Genomic DNA, 20,096 nt, shown 5'->3' on the forward strand with positions numbered 1-20,096 from the left:
GCGGTTCTCCTTTCACACGAGCTCTCGGCCGCGGGTCTCGGGCAGCCCCAGGAGGGCGAGCACCGCCAGACCGTAGCCGACGGCGCCGAAGACCAGGGCGCCGCCGACGCCCCAGCTGTCGGCGAGGAATCCGACGAGGGTCGGGAAGAACGCCCCCACCGCTCGGCCGGTGTTGTAGGTGAAACCCTGCCCGGTGCCCCGCACCGCCGTCGGGTACAGCTCGGCGAGGAAGGAGCCGAAGCCGCTGAAGATCGCCGACATGCAGAAACCGAGCGGGAATCCCAGCACGAGCAGCAGTCCGTCCGCGCCCGCCGGAATGTTGGTGTAGGCCAGGATGGAAGCGGCCGAGAGCCCGGCGAAGAGCGTGATGTTCCGCTTGCGGCCCAGCACGTCGGTGAGATACCCGCCCGTGAGATACCCGATGAAGGCACCCGAGATGAGGAACGTCAGATATCCGCCGGTGCCGACGACCGTCAGTCCGCGCTCGGTCTTCAGATACGTCGGTACCCATGTGGCCAGGGTGTAGTAGCCGCCCTGCACACCGGTGGAGAGCAGTACGGCGAACAGTGTGGTGCGCAGCAGGTCCCTGCGGAAGATGGCGGAGAACGAACCGCGTTCGCTGCTCGCCCGGCGGCGCTCGGCCGCTTCCGGGGCATCGCTCACGTTCCGCCGGACGTAGATGACCAGCAGGGCCGGAAGCGCGCCGGTCAGGAACATGACCCGCCATGCCGTGTCGGCGTCGAGGAACTGGAAGACCAGGGTGTAGACGATGACGGCCAGCGCCCAGCCGACGGCCCAGGAGCTCTGGATCGCGCCGAGCGTACGGCCACGGTGTCTGGCGGTCGTGTACTCCGCGACCAGGATCGCGCCCACGGCCCACTCGCCACCGAAACCCAGGCCCTGGAGGGCTCGGAAGACCAGCAGTGTCTCGTAGTTGGGCGCGAAGCCGCACAGGACCGTGAACAACGCATAGGTGATCACGGTGATCATGAGCGCACGGACCCGGCCGATCCGGTCGGCCAGGATCCCTGCCAGCGCTCCGCCGACGGCCGAGACGACCAGGGTGACCGTCGTCAGCAGTCCGGTCTGGCCGCTGTCGAGGCTGAAGTAGGCGGCGATCGCCACCATGCTCAGCGGCAGCGTGAAGAAGTCGTAGGAATCGAGGGCGAATCCGCCGAAGGCTCCGGCGAAGGCGCGTCGCCCGCGCGGTCCGAGCGCGCGCAGCCAGGCGAAGGCACCGGTTTCCTGGGGGAGTTCACCTTGCTCCGACTGTGTACGGGTCGTGCTCATCTGCACCTCGCAGAGGGGGAGGGGGTGCTGCTGAGTGACGCTCACCACAAGCTAGAGGATTGTTGAACGATCCGACAAGAGTCACGTTGTCTCGCCCTTTGCTCCTACGATGGAATCGAGACGTCGCCGACAGGACCGGCGACCGCTGAAACCGGAATCGAGGGCGCAGTGGGGACGACGGATTCCGAACTCGGTGAGCTGGCCGACGATCGCCGACTGCTGGGTCGGACGAGCACGGCCGAACGGGTCGCGGACATCCTGCGCAGCCGTATCGCCGAGGGGTACTTCCCTCCGGGTGCGCGGCTGTCGGAGGACAGCATCGGTGGTGCCCTGGGCGTCTCGCGCAACACGCTGCGCGAGGCATTCCGCCTGCTGACGCACGAGCGCCTGCTGGTCCACCGGCTCAACCGCGGTGTGTTCGTCAGGGTCCTCACGGTCGAGGACGTCGACGACATCTACCGCACCCGCAGGCTCGTCGAATGCGCCGTCGTCCGCGGGCTGGGGGAGCCGCCGTTCATGCTCGACGGACTGCGCGACGCCGTGCTCAGGGGCCGTCAGGCGGCGCGCGCGAAGGACTGGAAGGGTGTCTCCACCGCCAATATCCACTTCCACCGCGAAGTCGTCGCGCTGGCCCGCAGCGCCCGCACCGACGAGCTGATGCGGGGTGTCCTTGCCGAACTCCGGCTCGCCTTCCACGTCGTGGACGACCCCCGAGCACTCCATGAGCCCTATCTCGTGCGAAACCGGAAGATTCTGGACGCGTTGGAGGCGGGGGAGCGGGACAGGGCGGAGGACCTGCTCGCGGTCTACCTCGACGACTCCCGCACCCGGCTGGTGCAGGTGTACGCGGGGCTGGTCCAGGACGGGGACGTGGACAACGGCACGACGGAGCGCTGAGCGGCTCGCCCCCGCCCGCGGCCGGTCCCGGACCTCCGCGGGACCGCCGCTCGGCCGACGCCGTGAGCGCCGGGCGGCCTGCCCGGGCCCTCGTGCCGGGCTGCGGAGCCCGGCACCCGGAGCCCGGGCCTTCTGCGCCGTTTCGACCGTTGTCAGTGCGAGGACCTAGTCTGTGCACCGTGACTTCGCCTGCCTCGACGGAATTCGTTCCGCCCCAGCTCAGCGCGGGGCCGCGCCCCGCTCAGGGCCCGGCCGCCGACGAAGGGCTCGCGCGGCGGCTCCGCGCGCTCGCGTGCACCGCGCCGCTGCACGATCTGGACACGCGCAAGGCGAATCTGGCCGGGGAGTACTCGGTCTATGCGATGGCCGAAGTCGCCCTCGCCGCCATCGATCTCGTCACGCTCAACATGGACTTCGACACCGGGGCCGACCATGAGCAGATAGTGGCGAGACTGCTCCCACGCGTCGCGGCACAGGCCCCGCAGCGTCCGCTGGGGGAGCATGAGCGGGTCGCCCGCTGGGTGCTGGAGAACCTGATCAATGTGGGCAGCGTCGACCGGGGCTTCCGTGCGGTCTACGGCACTTTCGGGCCCGACGGGGCCTATGTCCGGCGGGACTACGACTTCAAGCTCATCGAGGAGGTCCCCGGCCACGGAGGCAGTGTCTATCTCCGCACGACGGACGAAGCGGTCAACGTCCTCGTCGGCGCCCTCGACACGGACGTCACCAGCGCCCAGATCGCGGCGGAGGTGAAGCTGGAGGTCCTGATCAGCCGCGGCCGGCTCGCCGACGCCCAGCTCGCAGCCGAACAGGCCCGGTACCGGACCGTGCAGTACGCGGAGACGCTCCGCAGGACCCTTGATGCGACCCGGCGCAATGTGCGCGCGGTCGACTGGCTCAACACCGTGCCCGACATGATCGCCGAGGCGCTCGACCATGTCGCCGACCGGTACCGCCACGAGAACGCGATCCTGACGAACATCCGCAAGGCACGCGACGAGGCCGAGGACCACGAGCACAAGCGTCGCGCGGCCGAGCTCGTCGACATCGTCAAGGACTGCATCCGCCGCCACACCCAGCTCCAGTCCCGGCTCCTGGAAGCCGGCCCGCTGTTCCGGGCGGAGCAGGACCGCCAGGCCTTCGCGGCGCCCGCGGCCCGCTCGGGCATCGACCTGTACGGACACCTCGTCGCCCCGCTGCTGCAGCTCCCCGTCGGAGAGGCGATCCGTGTCACCGACGCCTTCTTCGCGCACGGCACCGGACTGCGCACCCCCGCGTCGGTGCGGGTGGGCGACCTGGTCGACATGCTGCTGACCCCGCCGGTCGAGCGGGAGCACCTGGGCGCGGAGATGCCCGAGCCCGATCTGATCGCGACCCCCGACGACAGCCGCTTCAGCGAGGAGCAGTTCGCGAGCGCGATGGAGCTGCTCGACCTGGAGCACGACGCGCCCCGCCGGCTCTCCGGCCTCCTCGCGGACGCCCGCCGCCGTGACCCCGACCTGCCCTATCTGGTCGCCCTGCTGGCCGTCCACGCGGCGAGTCCCCCGGTCGGCACGGCATACCGCCAGGGTGAGCAGCGCCTCCTCTTCGCCGTCGACGACGGCACCCAGCTGGACGACCCCGAATTCGGCGGCGCGGACCTGATCGTGGGTACGGCCCTTCTGGACGCGGCCGGCATGGCGGCTGACCGCAAGGAGGCGGCATGACCGCCACCGTCCCCTGCCGGCCCTGGCCCGGACCGACGGCCGGCCGGGCACGGAGCGCACTGCCGACCGTCGCCGGCGCGCCCGCAGACCACACCCGCCGGACCGTCGCGCAACCGGCGGGCGGTGCACGGCGCCGCCCCGCCCGGGCCCCGGGATGCAGGACGGCCGTCCGTCCCGGCCCTGCCCGGAGCGGTGCCGGTGTCCTCGCCGCTTCCGAACCCGTCTCCGTGTACGAAGAGCATCACCACGAGGAGCAGCAGTCGTGAGCGACCAGCCCGCAGAGCACGCAGGCGCGTGGAGCGAGCCGGGCGCACCGCAGGGACCTCCGTCCGGGCCGATGTCGGCGACGGGCGGAGTCACACCCGCTGACGCGGCCGACGCCGCTCGGCTCGTCTCGTTCGGGTTGCAGCCCAAACTGCTGCCGGCGCGGGACGCCGAGTACACGGACCTGCTGCGTCGCTACCGCGAGGAACCGGCCTTCGCCCGGCTCGCCGACGCCGTCGCCACCGGCCTCGGGCTCGTCGTCCTCGAGGTCTCCCCGCGGGCGGGCATGGCCGTGACCGCGGGCGAGGACTCGGTCTTCGCCGTCCGCATGGGCGACTACGCCCGCCGTGCCTCCGCCGACTCCGCCGACCGTTTTCTGCACGGCCTCGCCCATCTGGCCGTTGCCGCCATGGCGTTCCCGCGCCCCGAGGATCTCGCCGACGACGGGTACATCGGCCGGATCACGGTCAATGGGATCGACGCGTTCGTACGGCAGGCGTGCCGTCGGCTCGAGGAGCGCGCAGAGGAGCAGGGAGAGAACACCGACCCGGCCTCCGACGCCCCTGGACTGGAAGCCGCCTGGCGGATCTATGCCCGGCGCAGCGCAACAGGCGCGACGAAGGACGCCCGCCGCCTCGCGGGATCCACCACCGGCATCGTCGGCAAGGCTGTCGCCTTCCTCACCGACTCCGGGTTCCTGCAGCGCACCGGCGACGACGCCGGTGGGGCGTACCGCACCACGGCCCGCTACCAGCTGCAGGTCCGTGACATGGCGGGCAGCGCCGCCATGGCCGAGCTGCTGGAACTCGGCGTGGTCCCCGTCACCGACGGCACGGCCACACTCGTGCCGCCACCCGACGCCGACGACCTGGACCTGGCTGCCGACGCCGGCCTGCCCTTCCACGCCTGATCACGCACCTGCCACCGACGAGAGCCCCCGCCATGTACGAGCTGTCCCGCGTCCGCCTCTACTCCATCGGGCCTGCCGGTGCGCGCTACGCCGACACCGTGCTGGACCTGCGCGGCGTCGGTGCACCTGTGCCCAACCCGGCCCCCATGCAGGCCGAGTTCTTCGAGGAGGAGCCGGTCGGCCCGCCGCGCCGCCCTGCTCCGGCGGGCGTGCTGTTCCTGGAGAACGGCGGGGGGAAGTCCGTTCTGCTCAAGCTGATCTTCTCGGTGATGCTGCCCGGCCATCGCAACACGCTGGGCGGGGCCAGCTCCGGCGTACTGCGGAAATTCCTGCTCGCCGACGACTGCGGCCACGTCGCCCTGGAGTGGCAGCACACGCTCACCGGCGAGCTCGTCGTCGTGGGCAAGGTCAGCGAGTGGCGCGGACGGCAGGTCTCCAACGACCCGCGCAAGTTCGCCGAGGCCTGGTACTCCTTCCGCCCCGGTCCGGGGCTCAGCCTCGACTCACTGCCCGTGGCCGAGTCCACGGCCGTACGCCCGTCGGCCGACGGCGCCTCGGGCGCGCAGGGCCGCCGGCGCACGATGAAGGGCTTCCGGGACTCGATCACCGAGGCGGGCAAGGCCTACCCGCATCTCGACGTGTACTGGGAAGAGATCCACGACCGCTGGAACGAACATCTGGGCGATCTCGGTCTCGACCCCGAACTCTTCCGCTACCAGCGGGAGATGAACGCGGACGAGGGCGAGGCCGCGGGCCTGTTCGCCGTCAAGAAGGACTCCGATTTCACCGATCTGCTGCTGCGGGCCGTCACCGACCCCCGGGACACGGACGGACTGGCCGACCTCGTCGGCGGTTTCGGCAACAAACTGGGCCGTCGCGCAGAACTCACTGCGGAGCGCGACTTCACGGCGGGTTCCTTCGACCTGCTCGGACGGATCGTGGAAGCGGCCGGTGCTCGCTCGCGGGCCCGGGACATCCACGCGGGCGCCGAACGCCGAACGCGCACGCTCGCCCGCAGGCTGTCCGCCCGCGCGGGCGAGGAGCGCGGCCGCGCCGCGGAGCTCGCCCTGCAGGTCACGGCCGCGGCCCACACCGTGACCGAGGCCGAGCAGTCACGCGGCCGCAGTTCGCTCATCGCGGCCGAACTGGCCTACCGGCACGCATCCCTGGCGCTCACCGTCGCCGAGAAGAGCGCCGCGGCGCAGCGCCGGGAGCTGACCGAGGCCCGCACACTGCACTCCGCCTGGCAGGCAGCGGAGGCCGTGCTCCGGCACCGCGCGGCAGCCGACCGCTCGGCGCGGGTCGCCGCCGCCATCCGGGAGGCGGAGCGGGATGCCGCACCCGCGCTGGCGGCAAGGGCCACGGCCGCGGCCGACCTCGTGCGTGCCCTGCACTCCGCCGCCGAGGGCGGTGAGCGCGTCGCCAATGAGGAGGAGGAACGGTCCGCAGCCCTCCAGGAGGCAGGCGAATCCGCCCACCGGGATGCAACGGCAGCCGCCACGGAGGCCCAGCGGGCCCGCAGCGAGGCAGGACATCTGCGACAACGCCTGGCCGAGGTGGAGCAGGAGACCGCGGAGGCCGTCCGAGCGGGCTGGCTCGACGACACGGCTCCCGATGCCGACCCGGCCCGCGCCGCCCTCGCCGCGAGCGACGCCGAGAAGACCGCGGTCGCGGCGTGGGACGTGGCCCGCGACACCGCCCGCACCGCCGCCGACCGCGCCCGCGAGGCCGCCTCCGCCGAGACCCGCGCCGAACTGACAGCAGCCCGTGCCGCGGACGCGGCAAAGGCTGCGGAACGCGCATACGAGGCGGAGCGCCGAGCCGCCACCTCCATTGCGGGGGCGGAGCGCCTCGCGGAACTGCTGAGCCTGCCCGCGGCCCCCGCCGTGCCTGCCGTACCGGGTCCGCGCCGCGAGCCGTCAGCGGCGGCGTCGGGGCCGGCTCCGGTGCCCGGCCAGATGCCAAGGGCCGAGGGGTCCGGGAGCCCCGGAGCCTACGGCCACGCCCCGGCGGACGCCGGTGGCGCACCGTCCCTGTCGGCGGCGAACGACGGTTCGGGAACGGCAGGTCCTGACCCGGCGGCGGCCGGTACGGAACCTGCCGGCGACGAGCGCGGTACGGAGGCTCGGTACGGGACCGCCGGGGCCGGAGTCGCCGACGGTGACGGGTCCCGCACGGCCGGGGCCGGAGCTGCCGACGGGCGCGACTCGGACGCCCTTCCCGGGCGCGCGAGTGCCGATGGCACGACGGATGCTGCGCCCGGAATCGGTCACCGGGTTCCCGGCGCGGCCATCGGCACAGGGACGGATGCCGCATCCGCCCACCGTTCGGCCGTGCACGCCGCACTGCCCGATGCCGGTGCGACGTCTGCCACGGGGGAAACGAGCCGGACCGCCGACGGGCCGGAAGGCGCGGCGACGGGTTCGCCGACGGCCGGCGATGGCACCGGCGCGGCGGGCGTCGAGGCCTCCGAGGACGGCGACCACGCACCGGGCGGTGCGTCCCGGTCGTCCCATGGCGCTCCCGCGGGGAGCGTGGGCCGGACCGGCCCCGCCGGGGACACGGCCTCCGCCGACGTGCGGCGCGGTCCGGCACGCAGCGCCGACGGCCCCCTCACCGCCGAGGAACTGGACCGCTACGCCGACGAGCTGCGCGAGCTGCTGGAGCAGGGAGTCACCGCGGCCGAACGGCACCTGTTCGACCTGAGGACCGCAGCCGCGGACGACGCACGCATTCTCGGTGCCCTCGGTGACGGCGGGCTGCTGCCGCCGGGACCCGATGTGCTGGCCACTGTCGAATTCCTCGGCGAGCACGGCATTCCCGCGCTGCCCGGGTGGCGCTATCTGGCCCAGGCCGTCGACCCCGCCGATCATGCCGCCGTGCTCGCCGCGCGTCCGGAGCTGGTGGACGGTGTCGTGATCACCGACCCCGTCTCCTACGCACGCGCACGCGACGCGCTGGCCGGCGCCGCGCTGCTGCCGCGTTCCGCAGTGGCCGTCGGTACTGCGGCCGCGCTGCTCGCGCCGGTCCCGGGACCGGACACGGGCAGCGAGGGCGAGGTTTTTCTCGTACCGCCGAACCCTGCCATGCACGACGAGCAGGCCGCGGACGAGGAACGGCAGGCGCTGCGGTCCAGGGCGGCAGCCCGGGACGAGGAGATCCGGGTGCTGGCCGCCCGGCTCGCGGAGGACCGGGCGCTCGCCTCGCGGATCGGCTCCTGGCGAGCCGGCTGCCCGGCCGGGATGCTCGCCGAACTCGCCGACGCCGCAAGCACGGCCGAGGAGGCCGCACAGGCGGCGGAGGCGACGCTCGCGGAGGCCCGTACCGTCCGGTCCGAGGCCGAAGAGGCCGCTGCCGACACCGCACGCGTGCGTGATGAGCGGCAGGACACGGCCCAGCGGGCCCGCCGTGCCGCCGATGCGCTTGCGGGACTGGCGTTCCGGCTCCGGGAGCGGGCCGGCTGGCAGGCGAAGCTGCGCGAACTCGCGGACGACGCGGCCGAGTCCGAGGCGCGGGCCGCGACATGCCTGGAGCGGGCGAAGGCCGCGGACGAGGACCGCCGCGCGGCCCAGCGCGCTGCGGACGACGCCCGCCGTACCGCCCGCGCACTGCGTGCCGAGCGTGCCGAGATCGCCGGTGCCCCGGAACAGCTGCCGGAGGCCGACCCGGACGCCCCACGCCCCGCGCTGCCCGCCCTGCGCGAGGCGTACCGCGCTGCCTCCCAGCTGTACGAGAAGGTCGGTGTCGGCGCCGACCTGCGTGCCGAACAGGCCCGCGCCGAGAGTGACGAGAGCGCGGCGCTCGGCGAGCTGGACCGGCTCACCAACAAGGTGCGCACACGCGCCGCGCAGCTCCTGGAAGGCACCGACGGTGCCGACGGTCCGTCACGCCAGGCGGCCGCGTCCCGCGCCGAGTCTCTCGTGCAGATGCTGGAGACCCGCGCGTCCGAGGCGAGCGAGAAGCTCGGCAGGCTCCGTGGTGAGGCCGAGCGTCTCGCCCCGGCCGACGGCGAGGCGCACACCGAGCTGCCCGACGAGCTGGTGCCGTCCGACGCAGAGCAGGCCCAGGCACTTCTGCGTACGGCCACGGCCGAACTCGCCTCCCGCACCGAGGCGTTGGACACCGCCCGGGCCACCCACGCCGAGCTGCTGCGCGCCCACCGCACCGCGGAGGACGCAGCGGGAGGCTTTGACGAGACCGCGGCTCTGCTGCGCGACCTGCTCAGGGAACACGGGGAGGAGGAGCCGGGGACGCCCGAGCCGTACCCGGGCGGCCTGGAGGAGGCCCGGCGCTCCGCGGCCGAGGCACGCCGCTCGCTGCGCGGCTGCGCATCCGATCTGTCCGCCGCCGAAGCAGCCGTACGCGAGGCGAGCGACGTACTGGTGCGCCACGCCAACTCCACCCGCTACGAAGCGGTGCGCACGCCCGCGCGCCAGCAGATCCGTGAACTCCCCGCGGCAGCCCTGCCCGAGCACGCCGCGAAGTGGGCCGAGGCGTTCGCCCCGCGGCTGCGCGTCCTCACCGACGAGCTGGCCCAGCTGGAGCGCAACCGCGACTCGATCGTCGACAGGCTCCGCGGTCTGGTGGAATCCGCACTCACCACGCTCCGTCTGGCGCAGCGGCTCTCGCGGCTGCCGGAAGGGCTCGGGGAATGGTCGGGGCAGGAGTTCCTGCGGATCCGCTTCGAGGAACCGGACCAGTCGACCCTGACCGAACGGCTCGGTGAGGTGATCGACGAGGCCACCCGCGCTGCCGTGAAGAAGAACTCCGATCTCCGCCGGGACGGTATGTCCCTGCTGCTGCGCGGAGTTCAGGCGGCCCTCCAGCCGAAGGGTGTCGCCGTCGAGATCCTCAAGCCGGATGCCGTGCTTCGCGCGGAACGGGTTCCGGTCGGGCAGATGGGTGACGTCTTCTCCGGCGGCCAGCTCCTCACCGCGGCGATCGCGCTCTACTGCACCATGGCGGCTCTCCGCAGCAACGACAGGGGCCGTGACAAGCACCGGCATGCAGGCACACTGTTCCTCGACAACCCCATCGGCCGGGCCAATGCGACGTATCTGCTGGAGCTGCAGCGCGCTGTCTCGGATGCTCTCGGTGTTCAGCTGCTCTACACCACGGGCCTGTTCGACACGACCGCTCTCGCCGAGTTCCCGCTGGTCATCCGACTTCGCAACGACGCCGACCTGCGGGCCGGTCTGAAGTACATCAGTGTCGAGGAGCATCTGCGGCCCGGTCTCCCGCAGCAGCGCAGCGAGGGCGAGACCGTGCACGGAGAGATCACCGCGACCCGCATGTTCAGGCGCGGCACGGAGCCGACGGCGACCGCCGGTCAGCCGCCTGCCACCGAGCAAGCGGTCGAGCCGGCGAGCGGCGGCCCCGACGCGACGGCCGCGCCCCGGTAGGGGGCCGCCGGCGTGCGCCGCCGACCCCCTGGCTCCGCCGCGGACCCACGCGACTGCGTGGGCTGAACGGTCAGGCCTCCGACAGCCTGCCGCCCGTACCCCGTCGCCGTATCCGCGCGGCCGCCCGGGCCGCGGTCCGTGCCGCCCGCCGCGCCTGCCGGCGCTCACGCCGCAGTCGGCGTGCCGTGCTGCTGGGCAGCGAGACCACTCCATGACGCTGGTTCCACACCTGACGGGTGACCCAGACGTCCAGCACGGCCCATGTCGCCAGGACCGTGCTGCCCACGCTGGTCAGAACCATCGGGAACGCCAGCCATGAGCCCGTCAGGCTGAAGAAGAACGCCATCATCGCCTGAGTCACCGTCACCGCCGTGACTATCACCGCACGCACGGCCGCGGTACGCACCGGATCGGGCAACCGCCGTCGCACCGCGGGTTCCTCCACCCAGATACTCCCCGGCACATCCGTCTCATCCGCCGTACCCATGGTCTGTGTTCACACTCCCCACGCTGTCCGACTACAGGGTGGCTGCCCGGATTCGGTCCCACTACGCCGACACGCTCGGAGCGGCTGTGTTCCATGCCCCCGAAACCCCGGCAAACCCCGCAACCCCTGCCAACTCCCGCTCCTCGCACACAAAGACGAACGACCCGTTCCGAAGATTCCCGCGGACAAGAAAATTCCAGCCATCCAGCAAGGAACGGAATATGTCGTTCTGACCGGGTGTCCTCGGCCACACCGTGGACGTCCAACTCCCCGGATACCAGGACAACTCATGATCAACGCATGAAGTTGCGGCCGAAAAACGACCAGACATCCCTTCGAGTTGTCAGTGCGTCAGTAGTAGGCTCGCGCCGTTTGTTGACGCAAGTAGCAACATGAACATCGCAAGCGGAATCAGCATCCGCCCACCGAGGGCGTCGACCAGGGGGAGGCCATGCGCTTTCGCGGGAAGTCCATCCGCAGGAAGATCGTGGCGTTGCTGCTTGTGCCGCTCGTGTCGCTCACCGCGCTCTGGGGCTTCTCCACCGCGATCACGGGCCAGGAGGCCAAGCAGCTCCTGGACGTCGGATACATCATCAACGAGGTCGGGCACCCCCTCGAGGACACCGTCCGTGTCATCCAGAAGGAACGTCACGAGACCCTGGTCTACCTCGCGGATCCGCGTGCCTCCGAGGCCCTCACGAACTTGCGCCGTCAACGCGCGGCGACCGACGCGGCCGTGGCGGAGATCCGCAAGAGCGCCGAAGAGTCGGGCGTCAGGGATTCCGTACGCCCGGACGTGTCCCAGCGGCTCGACTCCCTGCTCGACGCACTCGACGGACTCGGCTCGCTGCGCCGGAACGTGGAGCAGAGCGCGATCACCCGTGCCCAGGCCCTCGAGTTCTACAACCGGCTCGTCGATCCCTGCTACAGCTTCCTCACCTCGCTCCACGCACTCGAGAACGTGGAGCTGGAGAAGCAGGGCCGAGCCCTCGTCGGTGTCGTACGCGCCCGTGAGCTGCTTTCCCGCGAGGACGCGCTGGTGACCTCCGCGCTGATCACCCGGAGGATCACGGCCGCGGAGATCCGTACGGTCTCCGACCTCGCCGCCAACCGCAGGCTCCTCTACGAGACCAGCCTCGAGGTCCTCCCGTCGTCCGAGCGCGAGCGCCTCGAGCACTACTGGCGCAGTCCGGACACACAGCCGCTGCGCGAGGTCGAGGAGGAGCTCATCACCGCGGGCCCCACCAAGAATCCGCGTACCGTCGACGCCTCGCGGTGGGAGGAGCTGGCGACTCCGGTCCTGAACGATCTGGCCCGGCAGAGCACCGAGGCGGGAGACCGCTACGCGGACCGCGTCAAGCCCGCCGCGTACGACGTCTTGGTGAAGGCCGGGATCGCCGGTGTCCTCGGCTTCCTCGCCCTGCTGGTCTCCGTCGTCGTCTCGGTGCGGATCGGCCGCGATCTGGCCCGCTCGCTGTCCCGGCTGCGCAAGGAGGCCCACGAGGTCTCCGGCGTCCGCCTGCCCAGCGTCATGCGCAGACTCGCCGCCGGCGAGAGCGTCGACGTCGAGACCGAGGCGCCGCACCTCGAGTACGACAAGGACGAGATCGGCCAGGTCGGCCAGGCACTCAACACCCTGCAGCGGGCGGCCGTCGAGGCCGCCGTCAAGCAGGCCGACATGCGCCGGGGCGTCTCCGAGGTCTTCGTCAACCTCGCCCGCCGCAACCAGGTGCTGCTCCACCGTCAGCTCACCCTCCTCGACACCATGGAGCGTCGCACGGAGGACACCGAGGAACTCGCGGACCTGTTCCGTCTCGACCACCTCACGACCCGCATGCGCCGGCATGCCGAGGGACTGGTGATCCTTTCCGGCGCAGCCCCGTCCCGCCAGTGGCGCAAGCCGGTCCAGCTGATGGACGTCGTGCGGGCTGCGGTCGCCGAGGTCGAGGACTACGAACGCATCGAAGTCCGCCGACTGCCCCGCATAGGAGTGGGCGGGCCGGCCGTCGCCGACCTCACCCACCTCATCGCGGAATTGCTGGAGAACGCCACGGTCTTCTCGCCGCCGCACACCGGTGTCCAGGTGCACGGCGAGCGGGTCGCCAACGGGTTCACCCTGGAGATCCACGACCGCGGCCTCGGTATGACGCCCGACGCACTGCTCGACGCAAACCTGCGGCTGGCCGAGACCCCCGAGTTCGAGCTTTCCGACACCGACCGTCTCGGTCTCTTCGTCGTCAGCAGGCTGGCCCAGCGCCAGAACGTCCGGGTCTCGCTGCAGCCCTCACCCTACGGGGGGACCACTGCGGTCGTGTTCATCCCGGTCGCGCTGCTCACCGACGCCCCCGAGACGGAGGGGACGGGCTTCCGGCTCGACCGCAAGACCGATCGCCGGGACAGGGACCGGGAGGAGGGTGCCACCGGCCGCCGCCGCACCGATGGCGGCCGGCTTGCCGCCCTCTCCCAGGTGCCGACGGGACTGACCGGCCCTTCAGTGCTCGACGGCCCGATCGAACTGGAGCCCCCTGTCGGCGCGTTGGGCTTCGAGGACCGCCCGGCCATCGGCAGCGTCGACACGATCGCCGACCTCTCCGACATCGAGGACAGCGAGAGCGAGCGCGGCGGGCTCTTCAGGGCCCGCGACTTCCTGCGCACTCCCGCCGACGAGCAGCATCAGCAGGCATCGGACCAGATGCCCGAGCGGCAGCGCGGAAACGGCCGACGCCCCGGGGGACCCATTCCGCTCCCTCGCCGCAGGCCGCCGACGCTGGTCAGTGACCACGGCCGCAGGGTGGACGACCGAGGCCGCTCCCACCCGTCCTCCGCCCGGCCCATGGACGCCCGGCAGAAGCCGGTCACGGACATGACGCCGCGCTCTGCCGGGGACCCGGCACAGGCATCGCCCCCGGACCCGAACCGGCCGCCGGCGACCGACACCCCCGCCGGCCCCGCACCGAGCGGCCTGCCGCGCCGTGTGCGCCAGGCCAGTCTGGCCCCGCAGCTGCGCGGGGACGCCACCGCCGGTGGTGGGGTACCGGCCGACGGGCCGGACGTCGAACGTGACGCGGAAGAAGTACGCGACCGCATGGCCTCGCTGCAACGCGGCTGGCAGCGCGGACGTCGGCAGAACGCCGAGGACGGCACCGGCCCCGGCGAATCAGCACAGGGAACCACTTCGGAGGGGAACGGTCGATGACCGCACCGAACGCCGCAGCAAACAACGCCACGACGAGCGGCGAGCTCAACTGGCTTCTCGACGAGCTGGTCGAGCGGGTCGGCTCGATCCGCAAGGCACTCGTGCTCTCCGGCGACGGCCTCGCGACCGGGACGTCCAAGGACCTCACTCGCGAGGACGGCGAGCATCTCGCCGCCGTCGCCTCCGGTTTCCACAGTCTTGCCAAGGGCGTGGGGCGCCACTTCGACGTGGGACGCGTCCGGCAGACCGTCGTCGAGCTCGACGAGGCATTCCTCTTCGTCACCGCGGCGGGCGACGGCAGCTGTCTCGCGGTGCTGTCCGACGCCGACTCCGACGTCGGTCAGGTCGCCTACGAGATGACACTGATGGTCAAGCGAGTGGGGGCCCACCTCGCCACGGCACCACGGACCGGGCTGACCTCCGGAGGGTGAGTGGAATGGAATGAATGACGCTGGACAGCACGCTCAGCAGACCCAGGAAGCCCAGCGGGCGCACCACTGGTTCGACGACGACGCAGGACCGGTGGTCCGCCCCTACGCGATGACCCGTGGACGCACGAGCAGTGCGACCCGGCAACGGCTCGATCTGATCGCGCTCGTCGTTCCCGAACCGGCCGCCGACGACCCGGTAAGGGACCAGTCGCTCTCCCCGGAGCACGTCGAGATCGTCGAGCTCTGCAGCACCATTCCTCAGTCGATCGCCGAGCTCGCGGCCGGTCTCGACCTCCCCGTCGGAGTCGTCCGGGTCCTCGTCGGCGATCTCGTCGAGGACGACCTGGTCCATGTAACCCGTCCCGTACCGCCGGCCGAGCTGCCGGACGTGAGCATTCTTCGCGAGGTGATCAATGGTCTTCGGGCGCTCTAGCCGCGCGGAGCGGCCGGTCGAACCGGTGACGCTGAAGATCCTGGTGGCGGGCGGCTTCGGGGTCGGCAAGACGACTCTCGTCGGCGCGGTCAGCGAGATCAAGCCACTGCGCACCGAGGAGACCCTGAGCGAGGCGGGGCGGCCCGTCGACGACCTCGACGGCGTCGAGTCCAAGAGCACGACCACGGTCGCCATGGACTTCGGCCGCATCACTCTCCGCGAAGACCTGGTGCTCTACCTCTTCGGTACGCCCGGTCAGGACCGCTTCTGGTTCCTCTGGGACGAACTGGCCCAGGGAGCGCTCGGCGCGGTCGTCCTCGCCGACACCCGCCGCCTCGAGGACTCCTTCGCGGCCATCGACTACTTCGAACGGCGAGGCATTCCCTTCACCGTCGGCGTCAACTGCTTCGAGGGCGCCGACCGCTACCCCACGGAGTCCGTGCGAGCCGCACTCGACCTCGACCCGGAAGTGCCGCTGATGATGTGCGACGCGCGTGAACGCGAGTCGGTGAAGGCGGTGCTCGTGGCCGTGGTCGAGCACGCCCTGGTCCGCTCCACACGCGAGCGGGAGCCCGCGGCAACCTGACCACGGGCGGTCGCGCACAACACGGCCCGTACCCCCACCGACAGGGGTACGGGCCGTGACTCATGGGCGGTACGCGACCGGGCCGCGCCCGCAGCCGACGGTCGCCTACGCTCCGTCCTCCTCGTGCCAGCCGAAGCTGCGCTCCACCGCCTTGCGCCAGTTGGCGTACTCCCGCTCCCTGGTCTCGGCGGGCATCCGCGGCGACCACTCCGCATCGCGCTGCCAGTGAGCCTTGAGCTCGTCGAGGCCGCCCCACACCCCGGTGGCGAGTCCGGCGGCGTACGCAGCTCCCAGACACGTCGTCTCGGACACTCTCGGCCTCATCACCGGCACCCCCAGCACATCCGCCTGATGCTGCATCAGCAGATGGTTGGCGGTCATCCCGCCGTCGACCTTGAGGGTGGTGATCGGCACGCCCGAGTCCTGGTACATCGCGTCGACGACCTCCCGCGTCTGCCAGCTCGTCGCCTCGAGCACCGCCCGTGCGAGATGGGCCCGGGTGACGTACCGGGTGAGCCCGGTGACCACACCTCGCGCATCGGCACGCCAGTAGGGCGCGTACAGACCGGAGAACGCCGGCACGATGTACGCCCCTCCGTTGTCGTCCACGCTCGCCGCCAGCGTCTCGATCTCATCGGCGTTGCGGATGATCCCCAACTGGTCCCGGAACCACTGCACCAGGGCGCCGGTGATCGCGATCGACCCTTCCAGGCAGTAGACGGGGGCGGAGTCGCCGATCCGGTAGCCGACGGTGGTGATCAGACCGCTCTTGGACTGCACCGGCCGTCCTCCTGTGTTGAGCAGGAGGAAGCTTCCCGTCCCGTATGTGTTCTTGGCCGTGCCGGGGTCGTAGCAGGCCTGGCCGAACACAGCCGCCTGCTGGTCACCGAGCGCCGAGGCGACCGGCACTCCCTCGAGCTGGCCGACGGCCGTTCCGTACACCTCGGCCGACGACCTGATCTCCGGCAGCACCGTCGAGGGCACATCCATCGCGGCGAGGATCGAGGAGTCCCACTGGAGGGTCTCCAGATTCATCAGCATCGTGCGCGAGGCGTTGGTGACATCGGTGACGTGAACCCCACCGTCCGTGCCGCCGGTCAGATTCCAGATCAGCCACGAGTCGATGGTGCCGAATGCGATCTCACCGCGCTGGGCCCGGCTGCGCAGGCCGGGTACGTGGTCCAGCAGCCACGCCGCCTTGGGGCCGGAGAAGTAGCTGGCGAGCGGCAGTCCCGTCGCATCGCGGAACCGGTCCTGCCCGTCCGTACCGCCGAGCTCGGTGCACAGCGCCGCGGTCCTGGTGTCCTGCCAGACGATCGCGTTGTGCACGGGCTTTCCCGTGCGGCGGTCCCACATCACCGTCGTCTCACGCTGGTTGGTGATGCCGAGCGCGCCGAGCTGACCGGCGCGGATACCTGCCTTGGCGAGTGCTCCCGCGACGACGGCCTGGACCTTGGACCAGATCTCCGTGGCGTCGTGCTCCACCCAGCCGGGTTTGGGGAAGATCTGACGATGCTCGCGCTGGTCGGCGGCGACGATCGCGCCGTCGTGGTCGAAGATGATGCAGCGACTCGACGTGGTGCCCTGATCGATTGCGGCGACGTATTTCTGGGAGGTGTCCGTCATGACGTCCTCTTGTAGGAAAGTCCGTGGTCGGGCCCCGGACGGGGCTGTGGCCGGGAGCCTGGGTCAGAAGGCTGTGTTGAAGATGAGACCTGCGAGCGCACCGCCGGCGAGGGGGCCGGCCACGGGGATCCATGCGTAGCCCCAGTCGGAGGTGCCCTTGTTGGGGATGGGCAACAGGGCGTGTGTGATGCGCGGTCCGAGGTCACGTGCGGGGTTCACGGCGTAGCCGGTCGGCCCGCCCAGCGACAGACCGATGCCGACGACCAGCAGCGACACGAGCAGGATCGAGATGCCCGAGCCGTAGATCCCTGCGCCCTCGCCGGGAACCGGGCCGATGCCGATACCCGTGTTGCGCCCGAAGGCCAGGATCGGCAGGACGAGTCCGACCGTGGCGATGGTCTCGGTGACGAGGTTGGCGACCGGACTGCGGATCTCGGGAGACGTCGAGAAGATCCCGAGCGTCGGCTGGGCGGTCGCGGTGTCGGCGTTCGCCCGGAACTGCGCGTAGTAGGCCAGCCAGGCCAGTACGGCACCGAGGACGGCGCCGGTCATCTGCCCCAGTACGTACAGCGGCACCTTGCTCCACTCGCCGGTGTCGACGGCAACGCCCACGGTCACCGCCGGATTGAGATGACCGCCGGAGAGCGGCGCCGCGGTGTAGGCGCCCGCCAGCACACCGAAGCCCCAGCCGAAGGTGATCACGATCCAGCCGGAGGCCTTCGCCTTGGAGTGGTGGAGCGTGACCGCGGCGCACACACCCGCGCCGAAGAGGATCAGTATCGCCGTGCCGATGACCTCACCGAGGTAGATGTCTGCGTTGCTCATGGCGGCTCCTGGCTGGGTGTGGTTCCCATGGCTACGGAGCCGGGAGCGGGGTACGCGGTGCGCTGCAGGATGTACGCGCCCCGTCCGGGTCCGTGACGAGCGTGGTGAGCGTGCGCGTGCGTGTCGGACTGCGGCGAAGCGGGCTTTCGCGCCGACGAAGAGGCAGTTTTCCCCTCGGTTACCGCACCGTCAAGGTCGCGGGCAGCACTCGCAGTTCACGGCATGTGCTCGCCGGGTCCACGGAGAGTGCCGAGTGGCCGGCGGCGGGGTCAGCGGACCGCGACGACCGCCGAGCCATGACCGAACAGACCCTGGTTCGCTGTGATCCCGGTCCGTGCCCCGGCCACCTGGCGCCCGCCCGCCGTGCCACGCAACTGCCAGGTCAGTTCGCACACCTGGGCGATCGCCTGAGCCGGCACGGCCTCGCCGAACGACGCGAGCCCCCCGCTCGCATTGACCGGGATGCGCCCGCCGAGCGCCGTCGCTCCCTCCCGCAGCAGCTTTGCGCCCTCCCCGGCCGCGCACAGGCCGATGTCCTCGTACCACTCCAACTCCAGTGCCGTGGAGAGGTCGTACACCTCGGCGAGGGACAGGTCCTCGGGCCCGAGGCCGGCCTCCTCGTACGCGGAAAGCGCGATCGACGCCCGGAAACCGAGCGGGGAGGGGGCCACCGCGGCCGCCGAGTCCGTGGCGATGTCCGGGAGATCGAGGACGGTCCGGGGGTAGGTGGGGGTGGCGGTGGAGACGGCGCGGATGCGCACGGGATCGGCGACGCCGCGCCGCCGGGCATAGGCCATGCTCGACAGCACGAGCGCCGCGGCCCCGTCCGACGTGGCACAGATGTCCAGCAGTCGCAGGGGATCTGCGACGACGGCGGATGCGGCGACCTGTTCTGCGGTCACCGTCCTGCGGTAGCGGGCGTACGGATTGAGGGCCCCGGCCATCGCGTTCTTGACCTTGACCTGGGCGAAGTCGTCCGGCGTATCGCCGTGCACAGCCATACGACGGCGGGCGTAGAGCGCGAAGTACGCCGGATTCGTGGCTCCCAGCACCCGGAAGCGCAGCCAGTCCGGATCATCGGGGCGGTCGCCGCCGGCGGGCGCGAAGAACCCCTTGGGGGCGGCGTCGGCACCCACCACCAGCACCACGTCCGCCAGCCCGGCGAGGATCTGGGCCCGTGCGGTGCCGATGGCCTGCGCCCCGGACGCACATGCGGCGTACACGCTGGTCACCCGGGCGCCCTGCCAGCCGAGCGCACGGGCGAAAGTCGCCCCTGCGACATAGCCCGGGTAGCCGCCGCGGACGGTGTTCGCCCCGACGACCGACTGCACGTCCTGCCAGCCGACACCGGCGTCGGTGAGCGCGGCGCGGGCCGCGACCCTCCCGTACTCGACGAAGCTCCGGCCCCACTTGCCCCATGGGTGCATCCCCGCCCCGAGCACCGCGACGTCGTTCACCGGGAGACCTCCACCGGGCGCCAGTGCCAGGTCGTCCGGACGGTCTCCGTGTCCTCGTCCAGGATTCCCGGCACCACCTCGACCTCCATCCCGACCGCGAGATCCGCGACCGTCACCCCCGGCGCGGCCTGTCCGAGCACCACCATGCGCTCCTCCGCCAGTTCGACCGCGACCAGCGTGTACGGCACCCACGGCGCGTCGGGGTCCGACACATACGGTGCGGGCGGCCGGTACCGCCCGTCCGTGTAGGACCAGACGCGCCCGTGCTTCGACAACGCGACCTCCACCGGCTCGCCGCCCGTGCAGCCGGGGTTGCGGCAGTAGGAGTCCTCGCGCGGGAAGTACACCGCGGAGCAGGACGGACAACGGGTGCCGAGCAGCCGGAACCCCCGTTCGTCGTCGCCGGCGGTGAACCAACCGGCCACCACGGGTGTACGTGTGCGCGCCAAGGCCAGACCCTCCCCGAAGCCGATCAGGTACCCACTGATCTGACGGAACGTCAGAAGTGTGCCACGGGGAAACCCCGCCGACCAGACCGGACGCCCGAGAACCGGACAGGGCCGAACCGCGTCCGACGGCTGCGAGA

Annotated in this window: 15 protein-coding genes; 9 read left to right on the forward strand and 6 right to left on the reverse strand. The window is 71.5% G+C overall.

Annotation, left to right across the window (positions count from 1 at the left end; all coding sequences use genetic code 11):
• Positions 1–12: 12 nt before the first annotated feature.
• A complete protein-coding gene (locus AC068D_RS23755; protein WP_478825036.1) occupies positions 13–1,290 on the reverse strand; it encodes an MFS transporter in 1,278 nt (425 codons plus the stop codon).
• Between the two features lie 168 nt (positions 1,291–1,458).
• Here AC068D_RS23755 and AC068D_RS23760 point away from each other — a divergent pair, with 168 nt between their 5' ends.
• From AC068D_RS23760 to AC068D_RS23780, 5 genes are all read left to right on the forward strand, one after another.
• A complete protein-coding gene (locus AC068D_RS23760) occupies positions 1,459–2,187 on the forward strand; it encodes a GntR family transcriptional regulator (RefSeq protein ID WP_478825037.1) in 729 nt (242 codons plus the stop codon).
• Between the two features lie 179 nt (positions 2,188–2,366).
• Positions 2,367–3,893, forward strand: coding sequence for a hypothetical protein (locus tag AC068D_RS23765; protein ID WP_478825038.1), 1,527 nt, complete (start codon positions 2,367–2,369; stop codon positions 3,891–3,893).
• Positions 3,890–4,159 (forward strand): hypothetical protein, encoded by a 270-nt coding sequence (locus AC068D_RS23770; protein WP_478825039.1) that lies wholly within the window; start codon positions 3,890–3,892, stop codon positions 4,157–4,159. Before AC068D_RS23765 ends, AC068D_RS23770 begins: the two co-directional genes overlap by 4 nt.
• The gene (locus tag AC068D_RS23775) at positions 4,156–5,067 is read left to right on the forward strand and encodes a hypothetical protein (protein ID WP_478825040.1); all 912 of its coding nucleotides are present in this window, start codon (positions 4,156–4,158) and stop codon (positions 5,065–5,067) included. Before AC068D_RS23770 ends, AC068D_RS23775 begins: the two co-directional genes overlap by 4 nt.
• Positions 5,068–5,099: 32 nt before the next feature.
• On the forward strand, positions 5,100–10,469 hold the full coding sequence (locus AC068D_RS23780; protein WP_478825041.1) for a hypothetical protein: 5,370 nt from the start codon (positions 5,100–5,102) through the stop codon (positions 10,467–10,469).
• A gap of 70 nt (positions 10,470–10,539) precedes the next feature.
• Here AC068D_RS23780 and AC068D_RS23785 read toward each other — a convergent pair whose 3' ends face one another.
• Positions 10,540–10,956 carry a hypothetical protein gene (locus AC068D_RS23785; protein ID WP_478825042.1) on the reverse strand — a complete coding sequence of 139 codons (417 nt, stop codon included), beginning with the start codon at positions 10,954–10,956 and terminating at the stop codon, positions 10,540–10,542.
• 451 nt (positions 10,957–11,407) lie between these two features.
• Here AC068D_RS23785 and AC068D_RS23790 point away from each other — a divergent pair, with 451 nt between their 5' ends.
• Genes AC068D_RS23790 through AC068D_RS23805 form a run of 4 tightly spaced genes read left to right on the forward strand, consistent with a single transcriptional unit; the run spans position 11,408 to position 15,602 of the window.
• Positions 11,408–14,152: a nitrate- and nitrite sensing domain-containing protein gene (locus tag AC068D_RS23790; RefSeq protein WP_478825043.1), complete on the forward strand. Its 2,745-nt coding sequence runs from the start codon at positions 11,408–11,410 to the stop codon at positions 14,150–14,152.
• Entirely contained in the window at positions 14,149–14,583 is a 435-nt protein-coding gene (locus AC068D_RS23795) for a roadblock/LC7 domain-containing protein (RefSeq protein ID WP_478825044.1), read from the forward strand. Before AC068D_RS23790 ends, AC068D_RS23795 begins: the two co-directional genes overlap by 4 nt.
• A gap of 10 nt (positions 14,584–14,593) precedes the next feature.
• Positions 14,594–15,016, forward strand: coding sequence for a DUF742 domain-containing protein (locus tag AC068D_RS23800; RefSeq protein ID WP_478825045.1), 423 nt, complete (start codon positions 14,594–14,596; stop codon positions 15,014–15,016).
• Positions 14,997–15,602, forward strand: a complete 606-nt coding sequence (locus AC068D_RS23805; protein WP_478825046.1) for a GTP-binding protein — start codon at positions 14,997–14,999, stop codon at positions 15,600–15,602. The genes AC068D_RS23800 and AC068D_RS23805 overlap by 20 nt, the downstream gene beginning before the upstream one ends.
• A 105-nt stretch (positions 15,603–15,707) precedes the next feature.
• Here the strand turns inward: AC068D_RS23805 and glpK are convergent, their stop codons facing one another.
• The 4 genes from glpK to AC068D_RS23825 form a co-directional block, all read right to left on the reverse strand.
• Positions 15,708–17,228, reverse strand: coding sequence for a glycerol kinase GlpK (gene glpK / locus AC068D_RS23810; protein WP_478825047.1), 1,521 nt, complete (start codon positions 17,226–17,228; stop codon positions 15,708–15,710).
• 63 nt (positions 17,229–17,291) lie between these two features.
• Entirely contained in the window at positions 17,292–18,053 is a 762-nt protein-coding gene (locus AC068D_RS23815) for an MIP/aquaporin family protein (RefSeq protein WP_478825048.1), read from the reverse strand.
• Between the two features lie 269 nt (positions 18,054–18,322).
• Positions 18,323–19,510 (reverse strand): lipid-transfer protein, encoded by a 1,188-nt coding sequence (locus tag AC068D_RS23820; protein ID WP_478825049.1) that lies wholly within the window; start codon positions 19,508–19,510, stop codon positions 18,323–18,325.
• The gene (locus AC068D_RS23825) at positions 19,507–19,959 is read right to left on the reverse strand and encodes a Zn-ribbon domain-containing OB-fold protein (protein ID WP_478825050.1); all 453 of its coding nucleotides are present in this window, start codon (positions 19,957–19,959) and stop codon (positions 19,507–19,509) included. The genes AC068D_RS23820 and AC068D_RS23825 overlap by 4 nt, the downstream gene beginning before the upstream one ends.
• Between the last annotated feature and the right edge of the window lie 137 nt (positions 19,960–20,096).

The sequence above is a fragment of the Streptomyces sp. NPDC043861 genome (genome assembly GCF_056435905.1).

Excerpts from the sequence above, each read along its gene's own strand:
- AC068D_RS23755 (WP_478825036.1), bottom strand. The coding sequence starts at position 1,290 with ATGAGCACGACCCGTACACAGTCGGAGCAAGGTGAACTCCCCCAGGAA.
- AC068D_RS23770 (WP_478825039.1), top strand. The coding sequence starts at position 3,890 with ATGACCGCCACCGTCCCCTGCCGGCCCTGGCCCGGACCGACGGCCGGC.
- AC068D_RS23780 (WP_478825041.1), top strand. The coding sequence starts at position 5,100 with ATGTACGAGCTGTCCCGCGTCCGCCTCTACTCCATCGGGCCTGCCGGT.
- AC068D_RS23785 (WP_478825042.1), bottom strand. The coding sequence starts at position 10,956 with ATGGGTACGGCGGATGAGACGGATGTGCCGGGGAGTATCTGGGTGGAG.
- AC068D_RS23790 (WP_478825043.1), top strand. The coding sequence starts at position 11,408 with ATGCGCTTTCGCGGGAAGTCCATCCGCAGGAAGATCGTGGCGTTGCTG.
- AC068D_RS23795 (WP_478825044.1), top strand. The coding sequence starts at position 14,149 with ATGACCGCACCGAACGCCGCAGCAAACAACGCCACGACGAGCGGCGAG.
- AC068D_RS23800 (WP_478825045.1), top strand. The coding sequence starts at position 14,594 with ATGAATGACGCTGGACAGCACGCTCAGCAGACCCAGGAAGCCCAGCGG.
- AC068D_RS23805 (WP_478825046.1), top strand. The coding sequence starts at position 14,997 with ATGGTCTTCGGGCGCTCTAGCCGCGCGGAGCGGCCGGTCGAACCGGTG.
- glpK (WP_478825047.1), bottom strand. The coding sequence starts at position 17,228 with ATGACGGACACCTCCCAGAAATACGTCGCCGCAATCGATCAGGGCACC.
- AC068D_RS23815 (WP_478825048.1), bottom strand. The coding sequence starts at position 18,053 with ATGAGCAACGCAGACATCTACCTCGGTGAGGTCATCGGCACGGCGATA.